This is a genomic window from Polymorphospora sp. A560 (genome assembly GCF_045781765.1).
GTDB classification, from domain to species: Bacteria; Actinomycetota; Actinomycetes; order Mycobacteriales; family Micromonosporaceae; genus Polymorphospora; species Polymorphospora lycopeni.
This window is the reverse complement of record NZ_CP122282.1, coordinates 2,895,707-2,920,590: the sequence shown is the minus strand read 5'-3', so window position 1 is coordinate 2,920,590 and position 24,884 is coordinate 2,895,707. Positions and strand designations below refer to the sequence as shown.

The 24,884-nt window shown below is 73.3% G+C and carries 19 protein-coding genes; 4 read left to right on the top strand and 15 right to left on the bottom strand.

Annotated elements, in window-relative coordinates; genetic code table 11:
- Positions 1-31 precede the first annotated feature (31 nt).
- Complete coding sequence (locus QCD66_RS13155) at positions 32-2,191, bottom strand: MMPL family transporter (RefSeq protein WP_407567142.1); 2,160 nt, start codon at positions 2,189-2,191, stop codon at positions 32-34.
- A gap of 174 nt (positions 2,192-2,365) precedes the next feature.
- Positions 2,366-2,782 carry a sporulation protein gene (locus QCD66_RS13150; RefSeq protein ID WP_357534788.1) on the bottom strand — a complete coding sequence of 139 codons (417 nt, stop codon included), beginning with the start codon at positions 2,780-2,782 and terminating at the stop codon, positions 2,366-2,368.
- Between the two features lie 222 nt (positions 2,783-3,004).
- On the opposite strand from QCD66_RS13150, the gene QCD66_RS13145 reads away from it, so the two are divergent.
- Positions 3,005-3,364: a hypothetical protein gene (locus QCD66_RS13145; protein WP_357534786.1), complete on the top strand. Its 360-nt coding sequence runs from the start codon at positions 3,005-3,007 to the stop codon at positions 3,362-3,364.
- An 87-nt stretch (positions 3,365-3,451) separates the two neighbouring features.
- On the opposite strand, the gene QCD66_RS13140 is transcribed toward QCD66_RS13145, so the two are convergent.
- From QCD66_RS13140 to QCD66_RS13080, 13 genes are all read right to left on the bottom strand, one after another.
- On the bottom strand, positions 3,452-4,396 hold the full coding sequence (locus QCD66_RS13140; RefSeq protein ID WP_375736216.1) for an ROK family protein: 945 nt from the start codon (positions 4,394-4,396) through the stop codon (positions 3,452-3,454).
- Complete coding sequence (locus QCD66_RS13135) at positions 4,393-5,847, bottom strand: lyase family protein (protein WP_364217713.1); 1,455 nt, start codon at positions 5,845-5,847, stop codon at positions 4,393-4,395. The genes QCD66_RS13140 and QCD66_RS13135 overlap by 4 nt, the downstream gene beginning before the upstream one ends.
- Positions 5,848-5,892: 45 nt before the next feature.
- Positions 5,893-6,855 carry an amidohydrolase family protein gene (locus QCD66_RS13130; RefSeq protein ID WP_375736217.1) on the bottom strand — a complete coding sequence of 321 codons (963 nt, stop codon included), beginning with the start codon at positions 6,853-6,855 and terminating at the stop codon, positions 5,893-5,895.
- On the bottom strand, positions 6,852-7,646 hold the full coding sequence (locus QCD66_RS13125) for a creatininase family protein (protein WP_364217709.1): 795 nt from the start codon (positions 7,644-7,646) through the stop codon (positions 6,852-6,854). Before QCD66_RS13125 ends, QCD66_RS13130 begins: the two co-directional genes overlap by 4 nt.
- Positions 7,634-9,379 (bottom strand): ABC transporter permease, encoded by a 1,746-nt coding sequence (locus QCD66_RS13120; RefSeq protein WP_375736218.1) that lies wholly within the window; start codon positions 9,377-9,379, stop codon positions 7,634-7,636. Before QCD66_RS13120 ends, QCD66_RS13125 begins: the two co-directional genes overlap by 13 nt.
- Positions 9,376-10,425, bottom strand: a complete 1,050-nt coding sequence (locus QCD66_RS13115) for an ABC transporter ATP-binding protein (RefSeq protein WP_364217705.1) — start codon at positions 10,423-10,425, stop codon at positions 9,376-9,378. The genes QCD66_RS13120 and QCD66_RS13115 overlap by 4 nt, the downstream gene beginning before the upstream one ends.
- Positions 10,426-10,546: 121 nt before the next feature.
- Positions 10,547-11,596 (bottom strand): extracellular solute-binding protein, encoded by a 1,050-nt coding sequence (locus QCD66_RS13110; RefSeq protein ID WP_364217703.1) that lies wholly within the window; start codon positions 11,594-11,596, stop codon positions 10,547-10,549.
- A gap of 37 nt (positions 11,597-11,633) precedes the next feature.
- Positions 11,634-12,755, bottom strand: a complete 1,122-nt coding sequence (locus QCD66_RS13105; RefSeq protein ID WP_357534773.1) for an ROK family protein — start codon at positions 12,753-12,755, stop codon at positions 11,634-11,636.
- Between the two features lie 441 nt (positions 12,756-13,196).
- The gene (locus tag QCD66_RS13100) at positions 13,197-14,318 is read right to left on the bottom strand and encodes a YibE/F family protein (protein WP_407567141.1); all 1,122 of its coding nucleotides are present in this window, start codon (positions 14,316-14,318) and stop codon (positions 13,197-13,199) included.
- A 554-nt stretch (positions 14,319-14,872) separates the two neighbouring features.
- A complete protein-coding gene (locus tag QCD66_RS13095) occupies positions 14,873-15,523 on the bottom strand; it encodes a DUF1345 domain-containing protein (protein WP_375734874.1) in 651 nt (216 codons plus the stop codon).
- A 108-nt stretch (positions 15,524-15,631) separates the two neighbouring features.
- On the bottom strand, positions 15,632-16,921 hold the full coding sequence (locus tag QCD66_RS13090; protein ID WP_375734875.1) for a PQQ-binding-like beta-propeller repeat protein: 1,290 nt from the start codon (positions 16,919-16,921) through the stop codon (positions 15,632-15,634).
- A 67-nt stretch (positions 16,922-16,988) separates the two neighbouring features.
- On the bottom strand, positions 16,989-18,311 hold the full coding sequence (locus tag QCD66_RS13085; RefSeq protein ID WP_375734876.1) for a PQQ-binding-like beta-propeller repeat protein: 1,323 nt from the start codon (positions 18,309-18,311) through the stop codon (positions 16,989-16,991).
- Positions 18,312-18,352: 41 nt separating this feature from the next.
- The gene (locus tag QCD66_RS13080) at positions 18,353-19,612 is read right to left on the bottom strand and encodes a PQQ-binding-like beta-propeller repeat protein (protein ID WP_375734877.1); all 1,260 of its coding nucleotides are present in this window, start codon (positions 19,610-19,612) and stop codon (positions 18,353-18,355) included.
- Between the two features lie 189 nt (positions 19,613-19,801).
- Between QCD66_RS13080 and QCD66_RS13075 the strand changes: the two genes are divergently transcribed.
- The 3 genes from QCD66_RS13075 (at position 19,802) to QCD66_RS13065 (ending at position 24,258) form a co-directional block, all read left to right on the top strand.
- The gene (locus tag QCD66_RS13075; RefSeq protein WP_364217691.1) at positions 19,802-21,055 is read left to right on the top strand and encodes a hypothetical protein; all 1,254 of its coding nucleotides are present in this window, start codon (positions 19,802-19,804) and stop codon (positions 21,053-21,055) included.
- A 123-nt stretch (positions 21,056-21,178) separates the two neighbouring features.
- Positions 21,179-23,413 carry an APC family permease gene (locus tag QCD66_RS13070; protein ID WP_375734878.1) on the top strand — a complete coding sequence of 745 codons (2,235 nt, stop codon included), beginning with the start codon at positions 21,179-21,181 and terminating at the stop codon, positions 23,411-23,413.
- Between the two features lie 26 nt (positions 23,414-23,439).
- A complete protein-coding gene (locus tag QCD66_RS13065; RefSeq protein ID WP_375734879.1) occupies positions 23,440-24,258 on the top strand; it encodes a spermidine synthase in 819 nt (272 codons plus the stop codon).
- Positions 24,259-24,884: the final 626 nt, after the last annotated feature.

Genomic DNA, 24,884 nt, shown 5'->3' with positions numbered 1-24,884 from the left:
GGCGGCAACCGGACGGGTGAACCGGCGCAGGTCAGCGCAGGGCGTACTCCTTGTCGGCCGTCCCGATCTCGTCGGACTCCTGCAGACCGGCGGCCTGCTGGAGCCTGCGCAACGGTCCGGGCGCCCACCAGACGGCGTCGCCGAGCAGGCGCATGACCGCCGGTACGAGCAGCATCCGGACCACGGTCGCGTCGAGCACGAGCGCGATGATCATTCCGACGCCGATGAACCGCATCATGGCGACGGTGGCGAACGCGAACGCCCCGGTCACCACCACCAGCAGCAGCGCGGCGGCGCTGATCACCCGTCCGGTGCGGACCAGGCCGGTGGTGACCGCCTCGACGGTGCTGACCCCCTTGGCGCGGGCCTCGACCATCCGCGACAGCAGGAACACCTCGTAGTCGGTGGACAGGCCGAACACCACCGCCGCCATGAGGACCACGATGCCGACCTCCAGCGGTGCCGGGGTCACCCGCAGCCAGCTCTCGCCGTGCCCCTCCTGGAAGAGCCAGACCAGGATGCCGAACGTCGCCGACAGGCTGAGCACGCTCATCAGGATGGCCTTGATCGGCAGCAGGATCGAGCCGAAGGCGAGGAACATCAGCACGAAGGTGGCACCGGCGAGCAGGCCCGCCATCAGCGGCAGCTTGGCGATGGTGGCGTCGAGGCTGTCGACGTTGCGGGCGGTGGTGCCGCCGACCAGCAGGTCGGTGCCGGCGGGCGGGGTCAGCGCGCGGATGTCGGCGACGGTGTCCCGGGCGGTGTCGCTGAGCGGGTCGCGGTCGGCCAGCGTCGCCGTCAGCACCACGAGGCCGCCGCCGGCGCCACCGGGGTTGACCGCCTCGACGCCCGGGACGGCGCCGACCCGGCCGGCGAACGCCTGCGTCGCGGCCTGGTCGGGGGCGGTGCCGCCGGTGCCGCGCAGCACCACCTGTACGCCGTTGCCGCTCATCGCCGGGAATTCGGTCTTCAGCGTCTCGATCGCCTGCCGGGCCGGGTCGCTGGCCGGCAGCACCCGCTCGTCGACCTCGCCGAACCGGACCTGGCCGATCGGCAGCGCGAGCAGCACCAGGACGGCGAGGATCGGGGCGGCGACCAGGATCGGGCGGCGCATGACGACGGCGGCCAGCCGGGCCCAGCCGCCTCCGCCGGCCGCCGCCCGGCGCCGGGGCAGCCGTACGGCGAGCTTGTCGACGCGCGGTCCGAGGATGCCCAGCAGGGCGGGCAGCAGGGTCAGCGAGACGACCGCGGCGAGCGCGACGGCCGCCATGCCGCCGTACGACAGCGACTTGAGGAAGCCCTGCGGGAAGAGCAGCAGGCCGGCGAGCGCGATGATCAGCAGGGTCGCGGAGAACATCACGGTACGGCCGGCGGTGGCCACGGTGTGCCGTACGGCGACCTCGGGCGAGCGGCCGGCGGCCATCTCCTCGCGGAACCGCCCGACCATGAACAGGCCGTAGTCGATCGCCATGCCGAGGCCGAGCAGGCTGGCGACGTTGACCGCGAACGAGTTGACCTCGGTGGCCAGGGCCACGACGTGCAGGATGCCGAGCGAGCCGAGCACGGCCAGGCCGCCGACCAGCACCGGCAGCGAGGCGGCGACCAGCGAGCCGAAGATCAGGACGAGCAGGATCAGCACGATCGGCAGCGAGACGAGTTCGGCGCGGGTGAGGTCGGTCTTGGACCGGTTGGAGGTCGAGTCCTGCAACGGCCCGCTGCCGGCGATCTGCGTCCTGGCCCCGTCGACGGCCAGTTCGTCCTTGATGGCCCGGTAGGACTCGAGCTTGGCGTTCTCGTCGTCGCCGGCGAGCGTGATGACGGCCAGTGCGCTGGTCTTGTCGGGGGTGGCCAGCTGCGGAGCGCCGGTCTGCCAGTAGCTGCTGACGTCGAGCACCGCCGAGTCGGGCAGCGCGTCGAGCCGGGCGGTCACCCGCTGGGCCAGGCCGGGGTCGTCGACGGTGCCGGACTCCGGGGTGAGGATGGCCACGACGTCGCCGCCCTGCGGGCCGAGCGCCGACTCGACCGCGGCGGCGGCCTTGGCCGACTCGCTGCCCGGGTCGATGTAGCCGCCCTCGGTGAGCTGGTTGAAGACCCCGAGCCCCCAGATGCCGGACCCGACGACCACCACGGCGACGACCGCGAGGACGGTCCAGCGCAGGCGGTAGGTGAATGATCCCCAGGAAGCGAACACGCCCCGTCCCCCGGTCGCGATGAGAGTGCGATGGCACGGACTGCCTAAAGTGAATGCCGTTCACCGCGAACGCTAGGTCGCGGCCGCCGCCGTCGGCTACCCGGATCCCCGGTTGATAACCAACGTCACAGCACACCGGCGGTCGGCAGGGCGCCGCCACGCCCCCTCGATGTGCTAGGAGTGCCGGGCCCGCACGACCGCCCGTACGGTCAGCAACGCCACCACCATGACGATCTGGCCGCCGAGGATCACCTTGTTCAGGTCGAGCGCCGGATGCCAGCGGACCCGGCCGTCCCGCAGCACGAACACCCCGATCGGGCGCGCCGACAACCGCATCCCGGCGCCCGAGCCACCGCCCGCGTGCGCCGCCGGTCCGCCCCCCGACCCGTTGCCCTGCTTGGCCTGACCGGCGGCCGCGGGATCGGCGTTGCCGCCGCCACCGCCACCACCCCCGTGCCCCTTGACCCGGGCCACCGGGATCACGGTGACGTCACCGCGGGTGACCGGCTCACCGAACACCGTGCCCGCCGTCGTCTCGCCGACCGCCCGCTTGACCAGGTCCAGGACGGCCACGCCCATCGCGTTCGTCATCTCACCACCCCCTGCGGCCATCGTGGCCCAGCCGGCGAAGATCAGGCGGCCGAACCGGCGGCATCGCCGCGCCGGGCCGGGACGTCCGCCCGACCCGCGAATCGCTGGTACGGGGCTGGAACCGCCGCTGTCGGGTTGGCATCAAAGTGGGAGTCCAACCGACGGATCATGACCTAGCGTTGCCGTCAACACAGAGCGGGAACCGAAAAAGGAGAAAGTGAAATGTCCGAGGTCTTCATGGAGGACGTCAACGGTGACGGCGTCGAGGACATCGTCGCGTACGAGCAGTTGCCGGACGGCGGGATCATCGCCGGTGCCGACACCGACGGTGACGGCCTGATCGACGTCATGACCTACGACCAGGACGGCGACGGCGTCGCCGAGCAGGTCTGGGAGGAGGGCGTCGGCACCTACGACGTCGCGCCGACCGAGCCGACCACCGAGGCCGCCCCGGACTACACGGCGGACTACTCGTCGGACAGCGCGCCGGTGGAGTCCGGCGGGTACTACGACGCCGCCGCGGTCTCGGACATGCTGGCCACCCAGCACGAGGCCTCGATGTCGATCATCAACAACATCTGATCCACCCCATACCGCCACGGGCGCGGCACCGGTTCGGTGCCGCGCCCGTGCGCTGTGCGGGGGTCGGTGCCCCGCCGGTTTCCGGCGTCAGCGGTGCGCGGCCAGCGCCTCGCCGGCCATCGTCACCGCGCCCAGCAGCGCCGCGTCGTCGGCGAACGTCGACAGGACCACGTCCGGCCGGTGCGGCAGCACCGCGGTCAGCCGTTCGGCGAGCAGTTCACGGACCAGGTCGTTGCGGGCCACTCCCCCGACCAGCACGACCCGCCGCGGGTCGACCAGCAGGCAGCAGGTGGCCAGGTGGCGGGCCAGCTCGTCGACCCGGGCGAGCAGCGCGACCCGGGCCGGCCCCGGCCGCTCGGCGTGCCGGCACAACTCCTCGGCCCCGCCGGTCAGCCCGAGATCGGCGGCGAACAGATCGAGGGCCCGGCCGGAGAAGACCGCCTCCAGCATCACGTCGTGCGGGTCGGCGGGCCAGTCGGCGCCGGTGACGGCGTACGCGATCTCGCCCGCCGCGCCCCGGTGCCCGGCGACCACGGTCCCGGCGACGGTCAGCGCCGTCGCGACGCCGGTGCCCAGGCCGACCACGAGCCCGGGGTCGGCGTCGCGCAGCGCGCCGAGGCGCAACTCGGCCAGGGCGGCGGCGTTGAGGTCGTTGCCGACCTCGACCAGGGATACCGGCAGCGCGGCGCGGACCGCGTCGGCCAGCCGCAGCCGCTCCCAGCCCGGCACGTTCGGGGCCAGGTCGATGCCGTCGTCACGGACCACGCCGGGCGACGCGATCCCGGCCGCGGCCAGCGAGCCGCCGACGTCCGAGACGAGCCGGCCGGCCAGCTCCAGCGCCCGGTCCAGCGCCTGCGCGGCGCCCCGCCCGGCATGCGTCGGCACCCGCTGGGAGCGCAGGATCCGGCCCTGGGCGTCGGCGACCGCGACCGCCATCTTGGTGCCGCCGAAGTCGATGCCGAGCAGCCGCCGCGCGTCGGGGCGCACCGGCTCCGGCCGGCTGTCGACGACCGGGCCACTGTGGACGGTCACCGGCCCACCCGTCCGGCCACGGCCGCGTCCAGCGCCTCGTCGGCCCGGGCCAGCCGCTCCCGCAGCCCGGCCACCCGCGCCGACACGCCGTCGAGCGTCGTACGGACCACGGCCACCTGGGCACGTACGGCGGCGACACCGGGACCGTCGGCCTGGGCCCGGTCGAGGACCAGTTCGGGGCGTACGGCGGCGGCGATCAGGTCGGCGACCGCGCCGTCATCCAGCGGTTCCGGCACCCCGACGTCGGCCGCCGCCGCCCGCACCTGCTCCGGGGTCCAGGTGTCCGGGCCACCGCCGCGGATCAGCCGGCCCACCACCGAGTGCGCGGCCCGGAACGGCACCCCGTGCCGGGTGAGCGCGTCCGCGGCTGCCGTGGTCGTCGCGCCCGAGGCGACGATCTCCGCCGGTGCCGGCGGCTCCAGCGGGGTCAGCTCGGCCAGGAAGCCGCCGAGCAGGGCGAAGAACCGCTCGGTGCGGTCGTCGCTGTCCCACAGCCGGGTCTGCACGTCGGTGGTCGCGTTGTTGGAGTCCTCCCACCAGGCGGCGCCGACGTTGTTGAGCACCGACGCGGCGTCGCCCGCCGCGGCACCGGCCATCGACACCAGGTGTTCCAGCACCACCGGGTTGCGCTTCTGCGGCATGATGCTGCTGCCCTGGGTGAAGCCCTCCGGGGTGTTCACCCAGCGCCAGCTCAGCCAGTCCATCAACGTACGGGCCAGCCGGGCCCCGGTCGCCAGCGCCTGCGCGTTGAGGGTGGCGACCCGCACCAGGTGGTCGGCGCCGGCCACCGCCTCGTACGAGTTGGTCACCAGCCCGTCGAAACCGAGCAGCTCGGCGAGCCGGGGCGGGTCGATCGGCAGGTCGGTGCCGGCGAACGCGCACGAGCCCAGCGGCGAGCGGTTCATCTGGTCGAGCAGGTCGGCGTAGGCGACCGCCTGGCCGGCCAGCGCCTCGGCGTACCCGGCCAGCGCGTGCCCGATCGTGGTCGGCTGCGCCGGCCGGCGGTGCGTGTAGCCGGTGATCACCACGTCGGCGTAGCGGTCGGCGCGCTCCAGCGCCGTCACCCCGGTGGCCAGCAGCCGGTCGACGACCCGCAGCAACTGCTCCCGCAGCACCATCCGGAACACCCCGGCGTCCAGGTCGTTGCGGCTGCGGGCCATCTGCACGTCGAGCTGTGACGTCGGGATACCGCAGGCGGCGGCCAGCCGCTTCTCCACGGTGAAGTAGACGTCCTCGACACTGCCGTCGAACACCAGCGGCTCCCCGCCGTCGCCGCGCAGCTCCCCGAGGCCGCGCAACAGCAGGGCCGCCCGGTCCGCCGGGATCAGCTCCCGCTCGGCGAGCATGACCACGTGCGCCTGGCTGGCCCGCACCATCGGACCGAAGAGGTGACTCGCGTGGTGCTCGAACGCGACACGCAGATGGTGCTGCTGGTAGGTGTTGAGGCTCATGACAATCCCTCGTTCGTCGCGCCGGGCGGACCCGGCGGTCGCTGGCTAGGTCGGCAGACCCAGCAGCCGTACGGCGTTTCCGGCGAAGATCGTTTGCAGGTCGGACTCGGGCATCCCCATCTCCCGGCAGATGCGTAACTGGTCGTCGAGGTAGCGGCCGACGTAGCCGCGCGGGAACCACGACGAGTCGCTGCCGAACACGATCCGCCCCGGGCCGATCGTCTCGTAGCAGCGGCGGAACAGGTCGTCGAGCGTGAGCCGGTACGGCATCCAGCGCACCCACTGGTTGGAACCCGACGTGTCGACGTGGATGTTCGGGCAGCTCCAGCAGGCGAAGAGCAGTTCCTGCACGTGCTGCACCCCGAAGTGCGGCACCACGAACGGCAGCTCCGGGAACCGCCGGGCGACCCGGGCCAGGTGGTTCGGGCTGTCGTGCGGACTCGACGACAACCCGCCCGCGCTGCCGTAGTGGCCGACGTGCACCAGGACCGGCACCCGCAGCCGGTCCGCCGTACGCCACACCGGATCCAGGTCGGGGTGGTCCAGCGGGCCGCGCAGCAGCGGCGCGAACAGCTTCAGGCCGCGCAGCCCGCGTACGGTCACCGCCCGCTCCAGCTCGGCGGCCGCGTCGGGCGCGAACGGGTCGTGGTGGGCGAAGCCGAGGAACAGGTCCGGATGCCGGTCGACGGCGTCGGCGAGCGCGTCGTTGCCGCCGCCGGTGACGAACACCGCCCGGCGTACGCCCTGGGCGCGCAGCTCGTCCGCCCACCGGTCGGCCTCCGCCAGCCGGTCGGCGGGCGGTTCCGGGTCCGGGAACGCCCACGCCCGCCGCCACGCCGCCGCGTACGGGGCGTTGGCGGCGGCGCGGACCGACCGCTCGTGCTCGCCGCCGGGGTGCATGCCGGCGGCGTCCTCGCAGGAGCGGATGACCGGGTCGTCCTGGATGCCGAGGTGGAGATGGAAATCGACTACGTCGATCGCTCGTTCCCTGCTTCGGACGGAACTCATCGTGGTCCGGATTCCGCCAGCGGGGTGGCGTCGGGTTCGGCCGGCAGCGGGGCGGCGAGCCAGGCGTCGATCAGCTCGGTCAGCCGGGTGGCGGCGAGTTCCCGGACCCGGTCGCCGGTGTCCCGCGTGGCCAGCGAGATGTGGCCGGACCAGCCCTCCCAGGGATTGGGGCGGGACTCGATCAGCACGTACGGGTGGGCGGTGGCCAGTTTCGGCCGGGGCGGCAGGTCGGTGACGGAGTCGGGGCGTACCGCGTCGGGGTCGAAGCCGAGCACCGCCGACGTCTCGTACGCGCCGCCGTGCCCGCGGGCCGGCAGCTCGCCGTAGATCTGCGTGGTCTCCGCCGGGGTGACCAGCTGGAACCAGTTGGCCAGCAGCAGGCTGGCCCGGCGCCGGCCGGACACCCATTCCATCGCCGCCCGCACCGTCGACATGTTGGCGTCGTGCCCGTTGACGACCAGGACCCGGGGGAACCCGGCGGCGACGATGCCCTCCAGCACGTCGCACAGGTACGCCACCGCGATCTCGGGCCGGATCGCGATCGTTCCCGGCCAGGGCCGGGTCTGGCCGGGGCAGGCGGTGTACGGCACCGCCGGGAACAGCACCCCGCGCCGGCCGTCGCCGCCGGTGCTCCTCGCGAAGCCCTCGGCGAGGATCAGGTCGGTGCCGAGCGGCAGGTGCGGCCCGTGCCACTCGACCGCGCCGACCGGCAGCACGGCGAAGTCGGCGGTGGCGGCCACGTCGGCGAGTTCGCCGCCGGGGACCCGGCTGACGTGGATCAGTTCACCCATTGCGTCGCCTCCCGGGAGGTGCGCCGGCCGCCGTTCTCCAGCCGGCCGGACACCAGCATCACCACGAAGATCAGGGCGACCTGGAGCATGCCGTACGCGGCGGCGGTGCCCATCTCGAACGAGTACATCCGGTTGTTGATCGCCACCGAGATCGGCGTGGTGCTTGAGGTGTAGATCAGCACCGAGGCGACGAACTCGCCGACGCCGTGCACGAAGGCCAGCAGGGCACCGGCGAACACGCCGGGCAGCATCAGCCGCAGGGTGACCGTGCGGAACGCCCGCCACCAGGTGGCGCCGAGGTTGCGGGCGGCCTCCTCCATGCTCGGGTCGAGCTGGGCCAGCGCGGCCGAACTGGACCGGAACACCAGCGGCAGGAACCGGACGAAGTAGGCCAGCGGCACGATCCAGAAGGTGCCGACGAGGACCTGGCCGAGGCTGAACGCGTTGCCGGTGCTGAACGCCGAGATCAGGTTGATCGCCACGACGGTGCCGGGCAGCGCCCAGGCGATCATGACGGCGACGTCGAGCAGGCCACGGCCGAAGAACTTCAGCCGCCGTACGGCGTACGCGGTGAGCACGCCGATGACGATGCAGCCGACCGTGGCCAGCGCGCTCATCTGCAGCGAGTTGAGGATCGGCTGGAACGACCGCGGCTCGGTGAAGATCGCGACGAAGTTCTCGGTGGTGTAGACGCTCGGGATCACCTCGGTGGTCCACGAGCCGTCCTGGGAGAAGGCGACCAGCGCGATCGTGGCGACCGGGGCGAGCAGGACGACGGTGGCCAGCAGCGAGCCGAGCAGCGCCAGCCAGCGGCCGAACGGGTTGGTGATCTCGCGGCGGTGGGCGGCGATGCCCTTGGACATCGAGCGGTAGCTGCGCCGCCCCTCGTACCAGCGCATGCCGAGCAGGAAGACGATCGAGACGATGCCGAGCACCGAGGCGTACGTGGACGCCATCGGCAGGTCGCCGTTGGTGCGGTTGATGTAGATCTGCATGGTCATCGTCTGGTCGACGCCGAACAGCAGCGGCGCGGTGTACGACGCCAGCGACGTCATGAAGACCAGCAGCGAGCCGCTGACCAGGGCCGGGGTCAGCATCGGCAGCAGGATGGTGCGCCACACCCGGACCCGGCTGGCACCGAGGTTGTACGCGGCCTCCTCGACCGACGGGTCCATGCCGGCGAGCGCGGCGGACGCGGCGAGGTAGAAGAACGGGTACATGGTGAAGGTGTGCACCACGAGCACGCCGGCGATGCCGTCGAAGGCCAGCAGCGGGCTCGCGGTGCCGAAGAGCTGTTGCAGGCCGCGGGGCAGGATGCCGGTCTCGCTGTAGAGGAGCTGGAACGAGATCGCGCCGATCAGCGGCGGCAGCGCGGCCGGCACCAGGATGATCGCCTCGATGAGCCGCCGGCCGGGGAAGGTGAACCGCTTGAGCAGGAACGCCATGCCGACGCCGACGATGCCGCAGAGCAGGACGCTGGCGGCGGAGATGGCGAGCGAGGTGAACAGCGAGGCGCGCGCGACGCCCGCGCTGCCCAGGAAGCTGAGGTAGTTGCCGGCGCCGTCCTCGGCGACGCTCTCCCCGAAGGTGGCGAGCATCGGCTGCACGACGTAGCCCCACAGGACCAGGGCCAGCGGCAGGACCAGCAGGTACGGGAACCAGCCGGCGCTGGATCCGCCGCGCAGCCGCCCGGTGAGGACGGCGGCACGGGCGCCGAGGGTGGTCGAGGTCACGGCCGAACCACCCACATGCGGTCGGCGGGCAGCCGTACCTCGAGCCGGTCGCCGACCGCGACGGTGGCGGGTACGTCGATGGCCGACACGTTGACCGTGGTGCCGGCGACGTCGAGGGTGAGGTTCGTCGACATGCCGGTGAACTCGACGTCGGTGACCTGGCCGGGCAGGGTGTCCTTGTCGCCGGGGCGGGCGAGCGCGACGTGTTCGGGCCGGATGGAGACCAGGGCGGTGTCGTTCTCGGTGAGCCCGTGGCCCTCGGGTGCCTTGGCGGTGGCCCGCCCGCCGCCGGGCAGGCCGACGTCGACGGTGGTGTCGGTGGCGCCGAGGACCGGCAGGGACAGCACGTTGCTGCGGCCGATGAAGCGCGCCACGAAGGTGGTCGCCGGGCGGTGGTAGATCTCCTGCGGGCTGCCGACCTGGCGGACCTTGCCGGACTCCATCACCGCGATCCGGTCCGACATGGCCATCGCCTCGGCCTGGTCGTGGGTGACGTAGATGGAGGTGAGGCCGGCGTCGCGCTGGATGCGGCGGATCTCGGCGCGGGTCTCCTCGCGCAGCTTCGCGTCCAGGTTGGACAGCGGCTCGTCGAGCAGCAGGGTACGCGGACGGATGACCAGGGCGCGGGCCAGCGCGACCCGCTGCTGCTGGCCGCCGGAGAGCTCGTCGATGCGGCGGGTGCCGTAGCCGCCCAGGTGCACCTGGGCCAGTGCCTCCTCGACGCGGCGGGCGGACTCGGCCCGGCCCACCTTGCGGATCTTGAGCCCGTACGAGACGTTCTGCGCGACGGACATGTGCGGGAAGAGCGCGTAGTTCTGGAAGACCATGCCGGTGTCACGCTTGTTCGGCGGCCGGCGGGTGACGTCCTCGCCGCCGAAGCGGATGTGTCCCGAGGTCGGGAAGTAGAAGCCGGCGACCATCCGCAGCGTGGTGGTCTTGCCGCAGCCACTGGGTCCGAGCAGGGTGAAGAACTCGCCGGCCGCGATGGTCAGGTCGACGTCGTCGACCGCCGCCACGTCGCCGCCGCGCGCGAAGCGCTTGCTCACCGACTCGAGCGTGACATCGATCATGATGTGCCTTTCGGGATGTGCGTGGGGGCCCCGCGATGGGAGCGGGCGCGGGTGGTGCGCGGCCGGGCCGGTGCCGGGCCCGGCCGCGTACCGGTCGTCAGCCCTTGTTCTTGATCTCCGCGTTCCAGTGGTTGATCCACTCGGTTTCCTTCGCGGCGACCACGGACCAGTCCACGTTCATCGGCTTGAGGTCGAGTTCGGTCAGCCACTGCGGCTGCTCGGCGATCTCGACGGCCGGGATCTGGAAGTAGTCACGGGCCAGGTCGGCGCGCAGGCCGTCCTCGTAGATGAACTCGAGGAACTTCTGGGCCCCGGTGCTGTTGCCGCCCTTGACCGCGGCGACGCCGTCGACGAGGATCGGCGCGCCCGAGGCCGGCATCACGTAGCCGAACGGCATGTTCGACTGGTTGGCCTGGAGCAGCACGTCCTGGAGGTTCCAGGCGCTGACCACGCCCTGCTCGCGGGAGAGCTTCAGGTAGAGGTCGGCCGGGTTGGCGGCGTAGTCGGCGGTGTTGGCGTCGAGCTTGAGCAGCCAGTCGAAGCCGGGCTGCGGGTTGGAGCCGTCCGGCGAGAACCGCTGGATCATCGACGAGTAGATGGAGCGCATGCCGCCCGAGGCCGGCACGTCCCGGATGATGATCTTGTCTTTCCAGGCCGGGGTGATCAGGTCGTCCCAGTCCTTCGGCGCCTGCTCCGGGGTGACCGCCTTGTTGTTGTAGACGATGACCTGCGGCAGCAGGATCTCGCCGAACCAGCGGTTCTCGGCGTCCTTGTAGTTGGCGTCCATGCCCTGCGCGAAGGTGGGCTGCCAGGGGGCGAGCAGGTCCTCGCCCGCGCCGGCCGACAGGCCCTGCTGGGTGCCGCCCCACCAGACGTCCGCCTGCGGGTTGGCCTTCTCGGCGCGGACCCGCTCCAGGATCTCCTGGGCGCCCATGTTCAGGACCTCGACCTTGCCCTGGTATTCGGGGTTGGCCTGGGTGAACTTCTCGATGACGAAGTCGGTGACCTTCTTGTCACGGGCGGTGTAGATGACGATGTTCTCGACCGAGCCGGACGACGTGTCGTCGTCGCCCCCGCCGCCACCACATGCCGTGGTGACGGTCATGAGCGCGGCGAGCGCGCCGGCCAGAGCTAGGCGACGTCTCATGGGAACCTCCGGTGAAGGGAACTAGCGGGGATGGGAACTACGACGGGGAGGACTGGTGGGTGGCGGCGGCGGACAGCGCGTAGCTGACCGCGCCGTGCAGGACCGCCCGGTCGCCGAGCACGGCCCGGCGTACGTCGGTCGCCGCGGGGGCACGGGTGGCGACAAGGTCCTGCAGGCGGTCGAGCGCGGCGTCGTCGAGCTGTGCCGCGGCGCCGCTGAGCAGCACCCGGCCGGGGTCGACCACGCAGACGCAGGAGACGATCAGGCGGGCCCAGGCCTCGAGGACCTCGGCCAGGTAGTCGGCCGCGGCCGGCTCGCTGCCGGCCAGTTCGACGAGGGTACGCACGGCCTCGGCCGGACGGCGACCGGGACGCAACGCCACGACCCGCTCGGCGATGGCGTTCTCCGACCAGCGGGCCTCGAACGGGCCGACGCCGTCGAAGCCGCGCTCCTCGCCGTCCAGCGGCAGGAACCCGACCTCGCCGGCGGCACCGGCGGCGCCCCGGCGGACCCGCCCGTCGAGGATGAGGCCGGCGCCGACCCCGTCGGCGACGTGCAGCAGCAGCAGGTCGTCGACGTCGGCCCCGGCGCCGGCGGCGTGTTCGCCGGCGGCCATCAGGTTGACGTCGTTGTCGACGACGACCGGCACGCCGAGCCGCTGCCGTACCGATTCTCCTATCGGCCGGTCCTCGACCAGGCCGACCGACGGGGCGAGCCGGACCCCGCCGTCGGAGGAGACGCCGGGCGCGGCGATGGCGACGCCCCGCAGCGACGGCAGGGCGGCGCCGACCAGTTCGGGTACGAACGCGCAGACGGTCTCGACGACGTCGGCGCCGAGCCGGGCGGTGCGGTGGGCGATGACCGCGCCGTCGCTGTCGGCGATCTCGCAACTTATCCGGGAGGACTCCAGTGACACGGCGGCGACGAGTTCGGCGCGCGGGTTGAATTCGAGCATGGTCCGGGGCCGGCCCGACCGCGACGCGGCGGTGCCCCGTTCGACGAGGTAGCCCTCGGCGATCAGCTCGCGGACGAGCGGGGTCAGCGTGGCCGGGCTGAGCCCGGTCAGCTCGGTCAGTTCCGCACGGGAGAGCACGCGCACCTGCCGGGCGGTGGAGATCACGGAAATCCGCTTGATCTCACGCGCCCGTTCCCGGCTCACGGGGCTGCTTGGTGGAGTCACCACGTCGGTCACACTTTCTTCCTACGGCGAACGAACTATGGACGTCAAGTCACGGGTTGATCTCGAACGGCCGGTGCCACGCTACTGAACAGGACGAACGTCGCACTCCGGGGGATGCCGGGCGGCAGACGGCGTTGATGACCGCCCCGCCCGGACTCCGATTGCTTCCTTCTGGAAAGAAACAAAAGGTGTCCGGAGGATTGACGTACGCCCGTAAACGATCTTTGCCAGCACCGGACGAAAGCACTCGGCAGTGTGCCCGGACCCTCCGCGCGCTGCCACCCCTGATCGGCCGCCATCGACACGCCGACCGACCACTGTCGACAGACACGGGGCACCGCCCGGCGCCCCGCAGGGCGACCGAGTGCCAGCGGGGCCGTCACGTCCGGACGGCCCCGCTGGCGCTCAGATGGCGGTGCCTCAGGTGCCGGCGACGGCCTTCGTACGGCGGGACTCGGCCACCAGCACCGCCAGCACGGTCGTGATCGGCACCGCGGCCACCAGGCCGATCGTGCCGACCGCGCTGCGGACGATCTCCTCGGCGATGAACTCGCTGGTGAGCAGGTTGCCCAGGTCCTGGCCGCCGGCGGCGATCAGCAGCATCAGCGGCAGGGACGCGCCGGCGTACGCGAGCACCAGCGTGTTGACCGCGGACCCGACGTGCGACCGCCCGACCCGGGCCGCCGCCCGGTACAGGTCCCGCCGGGACATCGGGTGCCGGGACAGCTCGGCGACCGTCATCGCCTGGGTGACGGTCACGTCGTCCAGGGCGCCCAGCGCGCCGATGATGATGCCGGCCAGCAGCAGACCGCGCATGTCGACGTTGCCCTGCATCACCGCGAGGTAGGCGCTCTCCTCGCTGCCGATCCCGGTCAGCTGGGTCAGCGCGGTGAAGCCGGCGCCGAGCAGTCCGGTCAGCACGAGGGCGGCGAGCGTGCCGAGGATCGCCACCGAGGTGTGCACGCTGGTGCCGTGGGTCAGGTAGAGCACCGCGAACATGATCGTCGCGGCGCCGACGACCGCGACCAGCAGTGGCGACGAGCCGGCCAGGATCGCCGGGATGACGAACAGCAGCAGGACGGCGAAACTGACCACGAGCCCGGCGATGGCGCTGACCCCCCGCCAGCGCCCGAATCCGATGATCACGGCGGCGGTCAGGGCGACCAGCCAGATCATCGGCTGGCCCCGCTGGTGGTCGGTGATGGTGTAGGCGACGCTGCCCGGCACCATCCCCTCCAGCACCAGCAGCACGACGTCGTCACCAACGGCCACGCCGGGCGCACCCGGTCCACGGGGCAACTCGACGGTGGCGGTCTGGCCGGTGCCGGCGCCCTCGGTGACCCGTACGTCGGCGGTGCCGCAGGGCCAGCCGGCGAGCCCGCCGGGGTCCTCGGTCGACTCCCCGACCGACGGGTCGCCCTCCGGACACGGCTCCTCGACCACCCGCACGACCTCGCCGTACGCCCGTTCGGTCGGGTCGGCGGCGGCCGGCGTGGCCCGGTCGCCCGGCCAGAGCACGAGCAGCCCGACCAGGGTCGCCACGGCCGCCGGGATCAGGATGGCGAAGACCGCCCGGCGGGTGTGTGCCGACGCCGGCCCGGCCGGCCCGTGGTGGTGGTGACCGACCGGCGCCGGCGCGTCGGGCTGACCACCACCGGCCGGAACCGGCTGCCGGTCCTCGGCAACCGGCGGCCCGGACCGGTCCGACGGGGCGGGGTGGCCGGCCGGCGGATGTGGATGCCCGCCGTCGGCGGGGGCGCCGCGGGCTGCGGCCAGCCCGGTCCGGCCGGCTCACCGGCCAGCGCGGCGGCCGGCGGCGGCTCGGCGCGACGCTGGCGTGGCGTACGGTCGTCGGTGCCCGGGTCCCAGGTCTGCGGCCCCCGATCCGCCCATGGATCGTCCCGCGTGGCCCATCGGTCGTCGGTCACGTAGCCCTCTCCGGTCGTCCCGCCGGCCGGCGGCTCCGACCGGCGCCGGCCACCCCGCCGCGCCGGCCCGCACCGTCACCTGTGCCGATGACCTGGGCGTCCGCGTCGGGGCAGCGCCGAGCCTAGCCGATCGCGGCGGGCCCGCCGGGTACCGCGCGGTCGGCGGCCTCACCGGGCCAGACCGGCGATCAGATTGATCGCCGCCGCGATGATCACCGCCCCGAACAGGTACGACAGCAGCGCGTGCCGCAGCGCCGTGGCACGTATCTCGCTGTCGGTGATGTTGGTGTCGGACACCTGGAAGGTCACGCCGATGGTGAACGCGACGTAGGCGAAGTCGGCGTAGCGGGGCGCCTCCCGCTGATGGAAGTCGATGCCGCCGTCCGGCCCCGTGTAGTAGAGACGGGCGTAGCGGGCGGTGAAGACGGTGTGCACCACGGCCCAGGACAGCACGACGCTGCCGACCCCGGCCGCGACGTACGGGTTGGTGAGCCGGCCGTCGCGGGCACTCGCGTCGACCAGCACGAACCCGACCGCGACCAGGCTGGCGACACAGGCGGCGAGCAGCAGCACGTCGGTGACGCCCCGGCTGGGGTCCTCACGCAACGCCAACCGGGCGGTCTTCGCCGCGTCCATCCGCCAGATCGCGGACCAGACCCAGATCAGGTAGACGGCGGCGGTCACGTCCCAGCCGACGAGCGGGGCGGGCAGCGGCGAGTGGAACACCGCCGCCACCACCCCGGCCACCAGGCCGAAGGAGGCGATGACCGCGAGGTGGGTCACCGACGCCCTCGGCCGGTCGTCGCCTGCTTCCGTCATCGCGTCGTCCGGTCTGCCGAGCCGGGCGTCGCCCCTCCCCCGCCTGCCACCCTGCCCGACCCGTCGGCATGATCGCGCCGTTCCGCGCGGATCCGTCCGGCGGCGGGTTCAGCGGTAGCGCCAGACGCGCAGCCGGTCGGGACCGACCTGGCAGACGATGTGGGTCGGGGTCGACCGGCAGTCGTGCACCGGGTACGGGACCGTGCCGAGGAAGCGCAGGGCGGTCGCGCCGGGTTCGAGCAGCGCGAACGACGACCGATGCCCGTCGCCGTCCCGGCGGATCAGGACCGCCGGAGCCGTCGCCGGTGACTCGGCCAGTTCCACCCAGCCGGGCATCTCGATCAGCGTACGGCCGTCCGGGGCGAGGGAACGCATGGTCCCGCCGTCTCCCGCCCCGTCGCGGATCAGCAGGTGGCCGGCCCGGTAATGGGGGCTACCGGTCCGCGGGATGCCGCCGAGGACCGTGCCGTCGGCGGCGTCGAGCAGCGTCAGCCGCCCGTCGCCGCGGACGCAGACGTGGGGGCCGCAGGCCGTCGTCACACCGCGCCCGGACGGCGACGTGAAGCTCCAGCGGGTGTCGAGGGTGTCGACCGCGTGCCCGGTGACCTCGCCGAGGAAGACGACGATGAGCAGGTCGTCGACGTTGCCGGCGACGCTTCGCCATCGTCCCGGCTCGGCACCCAGCGCGGCCCGGACCGTTCCGGTGCGTGGATCGCGGACCTCGACGCCCTGGTCGACGGTCTCGACGACAAGAAGCGCCCCGGTCGCGCCGGTGAGGAACCGGCCGGACCCGATCGGTCCCGACGTCCACAGTTCCGCCCCGGTCACCAGGTCGACACCGCGCAGCACCTGCCCCCGGCCGTCGCCCGGGGCGACCGCCGGGTCGGTGGGCGGTGCCAGGCTGAGCCCCACCCCGTGACCGCCGTGGTCCAGGATGCCCGGCCGGGTCGACCACCGGACCTCGCCGGTCGCCGGGTCGAGCCCGGAGGTGCCGTCGTGGCTGCTGACCAGGAGCTGCTCACCCGTCGGCCAGACCGCGAGTTCGATGTCCAGGCCGAGGCTGTCGGCGCCGGCCGGCGGTTCGACCACATTGGTCCAGCGCGCCGCGCCGTCGCCCAGCTCGTAGGCGGTGACGACGCGCCCGCCGCGGCGCGGGTCGAGTTCGGCGCTGTAGAGACGGTCGCCGGCCAGGGTGTGGTTGTGCATCGGCGAGGTCGGCACCACCGCCACCTCGACCAGCGCCGGCTCCGCCGGCGGCTCGGCGCCACCGGTCACCAGGAGCAGCAGCGCGGTCAGCCCCGCCAGCACCGTACGCCGGTGGTGGGCGGCCGGCCGGCGGGCCGGCGCGGGCCGCTCCCCGTCGAGGGCGGGCACCCCGAGGTCGATCACCGTGGACACCGAACCTCCCCGACCGTGACGGACGCCGGCGCGTAGCGTAGCGGGCCGTGGCGCGTCGGCGCCGGACTCAGCGGTAGCGCCAGACGCGTAGTTCCTCCGGCGCGGTCTGGCAGGCGACGTGGGTGGCCGACGACTGGCAGCGGTAGGACTGGTGCGGCACCGACCCGAGGAGGCTGACCCGGGTGTCGCCGGGCTCGAGCACCCCGAACCACTGCCGCGGCCCGTCGCCGCTCCGCCTCAGCAGCAGCGGTGACCGCTCGTCCGACCAGACCGGGTCCGGCCAGCCGGTCAGGTCGATCAGGGTACGGCCGGTGGCCGGGTCGACGGTGTGCACCGGGACGCCGTTCTCGTCGCGCTTGATCAGGTGGCCGCCGCTCTCCTCGGCGAGCCAGCCGTCCACCATGGCGCCCACCGGCCGGCCGTCGGCGGCGTCGAGGAGGATCGTGTTGCCCCGCCCCGGTCCTTCGGTGGGGGACTGCCAGTAGCAGACGTAACGGCCGCAGGGTATGCCCTCGCCGTTGCCGTGCGGCACCGGTACCCGCCACCGCCGCTCCAGCGTGTCGGCGGCGTACGCGGTCAGGGTCGACGTCTCGTCGGTGACGTAGATCTGCCCGCCGCCGGTGGTGACGGCACGGGTCCGGACGCCCGGGCCGGTGATCCGCTGCCGGACCGCCCCGGTGCGCGCGTCCCACACCTCCGCCCGGTTCTCGGCGGTGACGACCAGCAGCGCCCCGTCCACGCCGGGCAGTGCCTCCCCGAACCGGACCGGTGGCGAGACCCACAGCTCGGTTCCGGTACTCAGGTCGAAGCCGCGCAGCAGGACCCGCAGGTCCTCCTCCGGATAGTCGCCGACCGGGGCGACCACCGGCGCGCCGTCCCCGCCCGCCAGCACCGGCCGGCTGCTGTAGCCGATGCCGTCGGTGCCGGTCGGCATGATCCGGTGCCGGGCCGTCCACAGTGTCCGGCCGGTGGCGGTGTCGACGCCGATCGTCGAGTCGGCGTTGTTCAGCAGGACCCAGTCACCGTCGACCTGGAGGAACAGGTTGACCCACAGTCCGGCCCGCCCGAGGATGTTGTCGCCGGCCGGCACCTGCCACCGTACGGATCCGTCGCGCAGGTCGTGCGCGCTCAGGGTGCGTGACGTCTCGCCGTACTGGGCACCGAGGCTGTACAGCACGCCGTCGGCCAGCACGTGCCGGTAGGCCGGGGCGGTCGGTACGACGGCGATCTCGGTCAGCCGCGGCCGCACCGGGGGTGCCGATCCGGCGGCGAGCCCGACCAGGAGCACGGCCACCACGGCGAGGGCGGTGCGGAACTGCCGCGCACGCGAGGGCCGGGACGGCTCGGCCTCCGGCTCGTGTTCCCGCAGCCCAAGTTCGATCACGGTCATCGCCGCACCTCCGTCGATCTCGGTGCCGGCACCGGCAGTGATCAGCGGTAGCGCCAGACCCGCAGCTCGTCGGCATCGGTCCGGCAGGCGACGTGCGTCTCCGAGGGATAGCAGTCGACCAGCTTGTACGGTACCGACTTGAACTCCCGCGCGGAGGTCTCGCCGGGCTGGACGACGGCGATGACCATGCCGCCGTCCGGGTCGGCGTCGCGGGCGGCGACCAGCGGGGCGACGGTCCGGGTCGGCGCGCTCACCACCGGCCAGTCGGTCAGGTCGACGGCGGCGTCGCCGGTGCGCGGGTCGACGATCGCCCGCTGGCCGGTCGCCGCCGGGTCGGTGACCACGTGCCCGGACCAGTCGAGCGGCAGACCGAACCGGAGTGTGCCACCGACGGGCCCGCCGGTCCCGGCGTCGAGGAATCCGGTCTCGGTGCCGCCGCTGAGCAGGCACAGGTAGGTGCCGCAGTTGCCGACGACCCGTACGCCCGCCGGCACGGCGGCCCGCCAGCGCGGGGTGAGGGTGTCGGGGTCGTACCCGGTCACCGCGGTGTCCTCCTGCACGGCGACGAGGCCGGCGCCGACGACGGGCATCGGGGTCGGCCCGCCCGGGGTGGCGTCGTGGCGGCCCCGGACCGCGCCGGTGCGGGCGTCGCGGGTCTCGACCGACCGGTCCTCCGTCCACACTGCGACGACGTCGGCTGCGGGGGGCGGGGCCCAGTGGTACACCGGTGGCGAGGTCCAGAGTTCGGCGCCGGTGGCCAGGTCGACCGCCCGTACGGCGTGCATCCCGCGCCCGTCGTTGTCGAGTTCGACGTCGGCCGGAATCGGGGCGGACACCAGGCCCGTCGTCGCGGTGAACCGCTCGAACCGGTCCGGGCCGGTCCACAGGGTACGGCCCGTGGCGGCGTCGTGGACGGTCGTGCCCTCCGGCCCGGTCACCACGAGCAGCCCGGCGCGGGCCGTCATCGCCAGTTCGCTGGAGGAGCCGCTCGGTCCGGTGAGGTCGCGGACCGACGCGGTCCACCGCTGCGCGCCGCCGGGCAGGTCGTGCGCGGCGAGGTCGCCGGTGGTCCGCAGGCTGTAGACGACGTCGCCGGCGAGCAGGTGCTGGTGGTATTCGGAGGACTTCACGACGGCCTCCTCCACCAGTTCCGCCGGTTCCGGCGGCTCGGCCTCCGCCGTGCCGCAGGCCGTCAACACCAGCGGTACGGCCAGCACCGCGGCGGCCGTGCGCAGGCGGCGATCCCACGGTGGTGCGGAGCGGGACCTGTCGCGGGCGGCACCGGACCGGAACTCGAACACCACGGCCTCCATCCACATTCGAAGGCGGACAGCCTAGCCCCCGGTCCCGGCTGGCCGGCACCGTACCGACCCGCATCGACACCCGCCTTTACCAGCGACGGCAAGCCATTGACGATGTTCGCCACGCATGATCTGATCGCAATTGCGGAGAATCTTTCACGTTTCGATGCCTGGATTGGAGATCCCTCGATGTTTCGTCGCACAGCGATCGCCGCCGCCATACTCATCACGGTGGCCCTGGTCGGCGGTCCACCCGCGTCCGCCGCACCCGCCCAGGTCGCCAGCCTGCCCACCGCGGCGGTCGCGCTCGGCGACAGCTTCGTCAGCGGCGAGGGCGCCGGCGCCTACGCCCCGGTCGCCGACGTCAACGGCGTCGCACAGAACTTCCCCGGCTGGTCCGCGCCGAACAGCAACGCCTACTTCTGCCACCGCTCGGCAAACGCCTCCCTGCACCAGGCGAACCTGCCGGGCATCCAGGCCAGGTTCAACCTCGCCTGTTCCGGCGGCCGCCCGTACGACATCACCAGCGCGTCCAACACCCGCGACAAGGGCCGTACGGTCAAGTCACAGCTCGACCAGCTGCGGGCCGTCGGGCAGACCCACGACATCGACCTGGTCCTGATCGGGCTCGGCTCCAACAACAGCTCGTTCACCTTCGGCGACGTGGCGACCAAGTGCGCCAACCGGTTCATCGCCGACGCCTGGACCGGCTGGTGGGAGTTCTGGGCCTACCTCGGCGGCCCGGTCGAGCAGGCCCCCTGCGCCTCCGGCGACCTGGCCACCGACGCCCAGATGGCCGCGGCCGCGGCCGAGACGACCACCGCGATCCGGGCCCTGCTCACCACGCTCGCCGAGATCGACGCCGACGGGCAGCACCGGGTGGTCTTCCAGGACTACACCAACCCGCTGCCGTTCGACCTGAACTCCGCCTACCACAAGGCCGACGGCCGCGACGACAGCCGGGACAAGTTCCGCGACCTCGGCGCCGTACGGTACGCCGCCGGCTGCCCGATCCACCGGGCCAGCCTGTCCGCCGGCCACATCTTCTCCGGCAACCTCGGCAACCTGGTCCGCTCGGCGCACACCACGCTGTCGGCCGAGTTCCCCGGCGCCGACCTGGTCTACCTCAACGTGCAGCGGGCCTTCGACGGCGCCCGGCTGTGCGAGAACACGGGCAGCCCGACCGGCACCCTGGCCACGCCGATCCGGCTGATGGACGGGCCGACCGGGTCCTTCGTCACCAGCCTCTCCGGCAAGGACAAGATCGCGATCCAGCGGATCGCCAACGCCTGCGTCACGTACTTCCAGACCTGCCAGGAGTCGTGGCACCCGAACGCCGCCGGACACGCCGTACTCGGGCAGTGCCTCTCCGGCGCGGCGGCGACCGCCAACCGTACGGTCGCCTGCGTCCGCTCCGGCAACGGAACGATCACCGTGAGCTGACCGCCGGACGACGACGGGCCCGCGCCGATCCCCGGCGCGGGCCCGTCGCGTTCCGGCGGTGTGTTCCGCGCGCCCGTGGGTACGCGAGCCGCCGGCGGGCGGACACGGACGCGGGGCGGTCGGATGGGCAGCGACGGGCGGGACGGGAACGCCCCGGCCGCCAGCCCGCTCAACCCGGACGCCGAGTTTCCCGCCCTGACCGACAACGAACGGGCCGCCCTGCACCGCATCGGCGAACAGTGGACGGCCACCGTCCCCGGCCGCGCCGGCCGCGACGCCCCCATGCCGGTCGACCCGGCGCTCGGCCTCGCCCCCGACACCCGACCCAGCCGGCTCGCCCGGCTGGCGCCGATCCGGCTCTTCCGGGCCGCGCCGGACCACCCCGGACGTGACGAGCTGGTGACCACCACGCCGGCCCCCGCGCCCGACTCGGCGGCCGGCCGGGCGCTGGTCCGCCTCCGCCGGCTCGTCCTCGGCCCGCCGCTGGCCAGCACCGCCCTCGTCCGCGAGCGCATGCGCAAGCTGGTGGCGCTGCCGGTGCTCTCCTCCGACCTGCTGTCCTCGGTCGCGTACGGCCCCGAGGCCATGCTCACCGTGCTGGCGCTCGCCGGCACCGCCGCCCTCGGCCTGTCGCTGCCGCTGGCCGCCGCGCTGATCGGCCTCATGATCGTGGTCGGGGTCTCCTACCGGCAGACGATCCCGGCCTACGCCCACGGCGCCGGCTCCTACCTCGTCGCCAGCGACAACCTCGGCCACCGGGCCGGCCTCACCGCCGGCGTCGGGCTGATGACGGACTACATCCTGACCGTGTCCGTGTCGGTCGCGGCCGGCGTGCACACGGTCACCTCGGCGGTCCCCGCCCTCGCCCCGTTCACCGTGCCGCTCGGGCTGCTGTTCATCGGCGTACTGGTCGCCGGCAACCTGCGCGGGATCCGGGCCGCCGGCAACCTGTTCGCCGCACCCACCTACATCTTCGTCCTCGCGATCGGCGCGCTCGTCGCGTTCGGGCTGGCCGACGCCGCCGGGCGCGGCTTCACACCGGTGCCGCCGCCACCGGTCGCCGCCGCCGAAGGGCTCGGCCTGCTGCTGGTCCTGCGGGCGTTCTCGTCCGGCGCCACGTCGATGACCGGGATCGAGGCGATCTCGAACGCGGTGCCGATCTTCCGCCCGGTCGAGTGGCGCAACGCCCGCACCACGCTGACCTGGATGATCTTCATGCTGGTCGGGCTGTTCGCCGGGTTGATCGTGCTGTTCCACCTCAACGGGCTGGTGCCCCGCGCCGACGAGACGCTGCTGTCCCAACTCGCCCGCACCACGTTCCCCACCGGCCCCTGGTACCTGCTCGTCCAGGCGGCCACCGCGCTGATCCTGATGTTCGCCGCGAACACCGCGTTCAACGACCTGCCCCGGCTGCTGTTCTTCGTGGCCCGCGACGGCTACGCCCCCCGCCGCTTCCTGCACATGGACGACCGGCTGGCGTTCGGCAACGGCATCCTGCTGCTCGCCGGCACGTCGGCGCTCATCTTCGTCGCCTTCCGGGGACACACCGAATCGCTGATCCCGCTGTACGCCGTCGGGGTGTTCCTGGCCTTCACGCTGTCGCAGGTCGGCATGGTCGTGCACTGGCGGCGGCACCGGGGGCGGCACTGGACCCGCAAACTGGCCCTCAACGCCGCCGGTGCGGTGGCCTGCGCGCTGGTGCTGGTCACCGCGGCGGTCACCAAGTTCACCGAGGGCGCCTGGGTGGTGGTGGTCGCCATCCCGCTGCTGGTCCTCGGGGCGCTGCGGATCCGGGCACACTACGACGCGGTACGGGCCGCGCTGACGCCGCGACCGCCCGGGCCGGGCTCCTCCCCCGACGGGGACACGGCCGCGGACCGGACGGAATCCACGGACCGGGCGGCGGCCACGGACCGGGCGGCCGGGCCGGAGGCCGAGGAGGTTCCGCGGCAGGTGCGACACCTTGTCGTCGTACCGGTGCTGCGGCTGGATCTGGCCGCCCTGCGGGCACTGGCGTACGCCGCCTCGCTCGGACAGCCGTGCCTCGCCGTACACATCAGTCCCGACGACGGCGAAGCCGACCGGTTCCGCGCCGAATGGCAGGCGTGGGGCGACCACCTGCGGCTCGAGGTCGTCGTGTCGCCGTACCGGGCGGTCATCGCCACCCTCGTCGGCTATCTGGAGGCGCTGCGCGCACTGCGCCCCGACGTCGCGTTGACGGTCGTGGTGCCGGAGATCGTGGTACGCCGGCGGTGGCACCGGCTGCTGCACGGCGGTACCCCGCGCCGGCTGCGCCGGGCCCTGCGCGGCCGGCCCGGGCTGGTGATCACCAGCGTGCCGATCCACGTCACCCGCTGACCGGCCGGCGGCTACCGTACATCGTCGTGGGAAGACGGACGGGCCGGACCCGGCAGGACGGCGTCGAGCAGGTCGTCGACCTCGGGATGGCCGAACTTCGGCCGGACCCGCAGCGCCCGACCGGGGTCACGCTGCTCGTCGACGGCGTACCCCAGTCGTACGTCGACCGCACCGACCCGACCTACCTGCACTTCGACTACGTACGCCGGATCGCCTCGGTCGTCGACGCCGTCGCCCCGGCCGGCGCGCCGCTGCGGGTGCTGCACCTCGGCGGCGGCGCGCTGACCCTGCCCCGTTACGTCGCCGCCACCCGCCCCGGCTCGGCGCAACTCGTGGTCGAGCGCGACGCCGCCCTGGTCGAACTGGTCGGCCGCACCCTGCCGCTGCCCGCCGGCCACGACGTCCGGATACGCGTCGGGCACGCCCGCGACGTGGTCGACTGGTCGGCCGACGGGCCGTTCGACCTGGTCGTCGGCGACGTCTACCGGGGTGCCCGGCTGGCCGGCGGGGTCGGGACCGCCTCGTTCGCCACCGGGCTGCGCCGGATACTGGCGCCCGACGGCGTCTACACCCTCAACGTCACCGACCTGCCTCCACTGGTCCTCTCCCGGGTGCAGGCGGCCACCCTGCGCGCCGCCTACGGCGACGTGTGCGTGGTCGCCGCCCGCACGATGCTGCGCGGGCGGCGGTACGGCAACGTGGTGCTGGCCGCGGCCGCCGCCGCGGGGCGGCTGCCGGTCGACCGGCTCGTCCGGGCGGCGCTACGCGACCCGGTACCCGGCATCGTGCTGCACGGCCCGTCGCTCGACGACTTCACCGCACACACCCACCCGTCCCCCGACTGACCCCATGCGCCCTGCCCCCGCGCCCCCCTGCCCACGCACACCACTGCCCACGCCCCGGCCCACGCACCACCGCGAGAACGGGGTACGGCTGGCTTCCCGCGCCCGCGTGGCGGGGCCGCGATGGGCCTGGCCCGTCGATCAAGGAGCAAACGTGGTCGCGGCGGGGCGGAATGTCCGCCAGATCCCCTCGATCGACGGACTGGGAGGGGGTGGCACGGTTCACCCGGCCCGGACGGGAACGGGGCGCCGCACGGCAGGGGCATGGGCTGGTGGTGAGCGTCCGGCGGCGGCGGGATGGGGTCGCTGTCTAGGTCCACAGCGTTTTCGCTGTGGATACGCCGAATTCGCTGTGGTGCCCGACAGTGACACCCCCGCCCCGACGTTCGACGCCCGGCAACCGGCTTCCTGCCGGGTCACCTCGACCCGGCGGTCTCCGCCGAAGCGGCAGGCGGCGACCGGCCCGCCCGGTCGTCTACGTCGGCGCCGCATCATCGGCCCGCTGTGATCGTCTGCGGTTCCGGCACTCGACACGCCGGGACCGCAACGCCTGAGCCGCAGACGATCACGCCAACGATCCCGCCGCCGGCCGAAGAGACGCACCACGCGGCAACCAGAGGCCCGTCCCG

What these genes read in the sequence shown, in the direction of transcription:
- QCD66_RS13145 (WP_357534786.1), top strand. Translation starts at nt 3,005, where the DNA reads ATGTCCGAGGTCTTCATGGAGGACGTCAACGGTGACGGCGTCGAGGAC.
- QCD66_RS13085 (WP_375734876.1), bottom strand. Translation starts at nt 18,311, where the DNA reads ATGACCGTGATCGAACTTGGGCTGCGGGAACACGAGCCGGAGGCCGAG.
- QCD66_RS13095 (WP_375734874.1), bottom strand. Translation starts at nt 15,523, where the DNA reads ATGACGGAAGCAGGCGACGACCGGCCGAGGGCGTCGGTGACCCACCTC.
- QCD66_RS13135 (WP_364217713.1), bottom strand. Translation starts at nt 5,847, where the DNA reads ATGAGCCTCAACACCTACCAGCAGCACCATCTGCGTGTCGCGTTCGAG.
- QCD66_RS13075 (WP_364217691.1), top strand. Translation starts at nt 19,802, where the DNA reads ATGTTTCGTCGCACAGCGATCGCCGCCGCCATACTCATCACGGTGGCC.
- QCD66_RS13110 (WP_364217703.1), bottom strand. Translation starts at nt 11,596, where the DNA reads ATGAGACGTCGCCTAGCTCTGGCCGGCGCGCTCGCCGCGCTCATGACC.
- QCD66_RS13125 (WP_364217709.1), bottom strand. Translation starts at nt 7,646, where the DNA reads ATGGGTGAACTGATCCACGTCAGCCGGGTCCCCGGCGGCGAACTCGCC.
- QCD66_RS13070 (WP_375734878.1), top strand. Translation starts at nt 21,179, where the DNA reads ATGGGCAGCGACGGGCGGGACGGGAACGCCCCGGCCGCCAGCCCGCTC.
- QCD66_RS13150 (WP_357534788.1), bottom strand. Translation starts at nt 2,782, where the DNA reads ATGACGAACGCGATGGGCGTGGCCGTCCTGGACCTGGTCAAGCGGGCG.
- QCD66_RS13130 (WP_375736217.1), bottom strand. Translation starts at nt 6,855, where the DNA reads ATGAGTTCCGTCCGAAGCAGGGAACGAGCGATCGACGTAGTCGATTTC.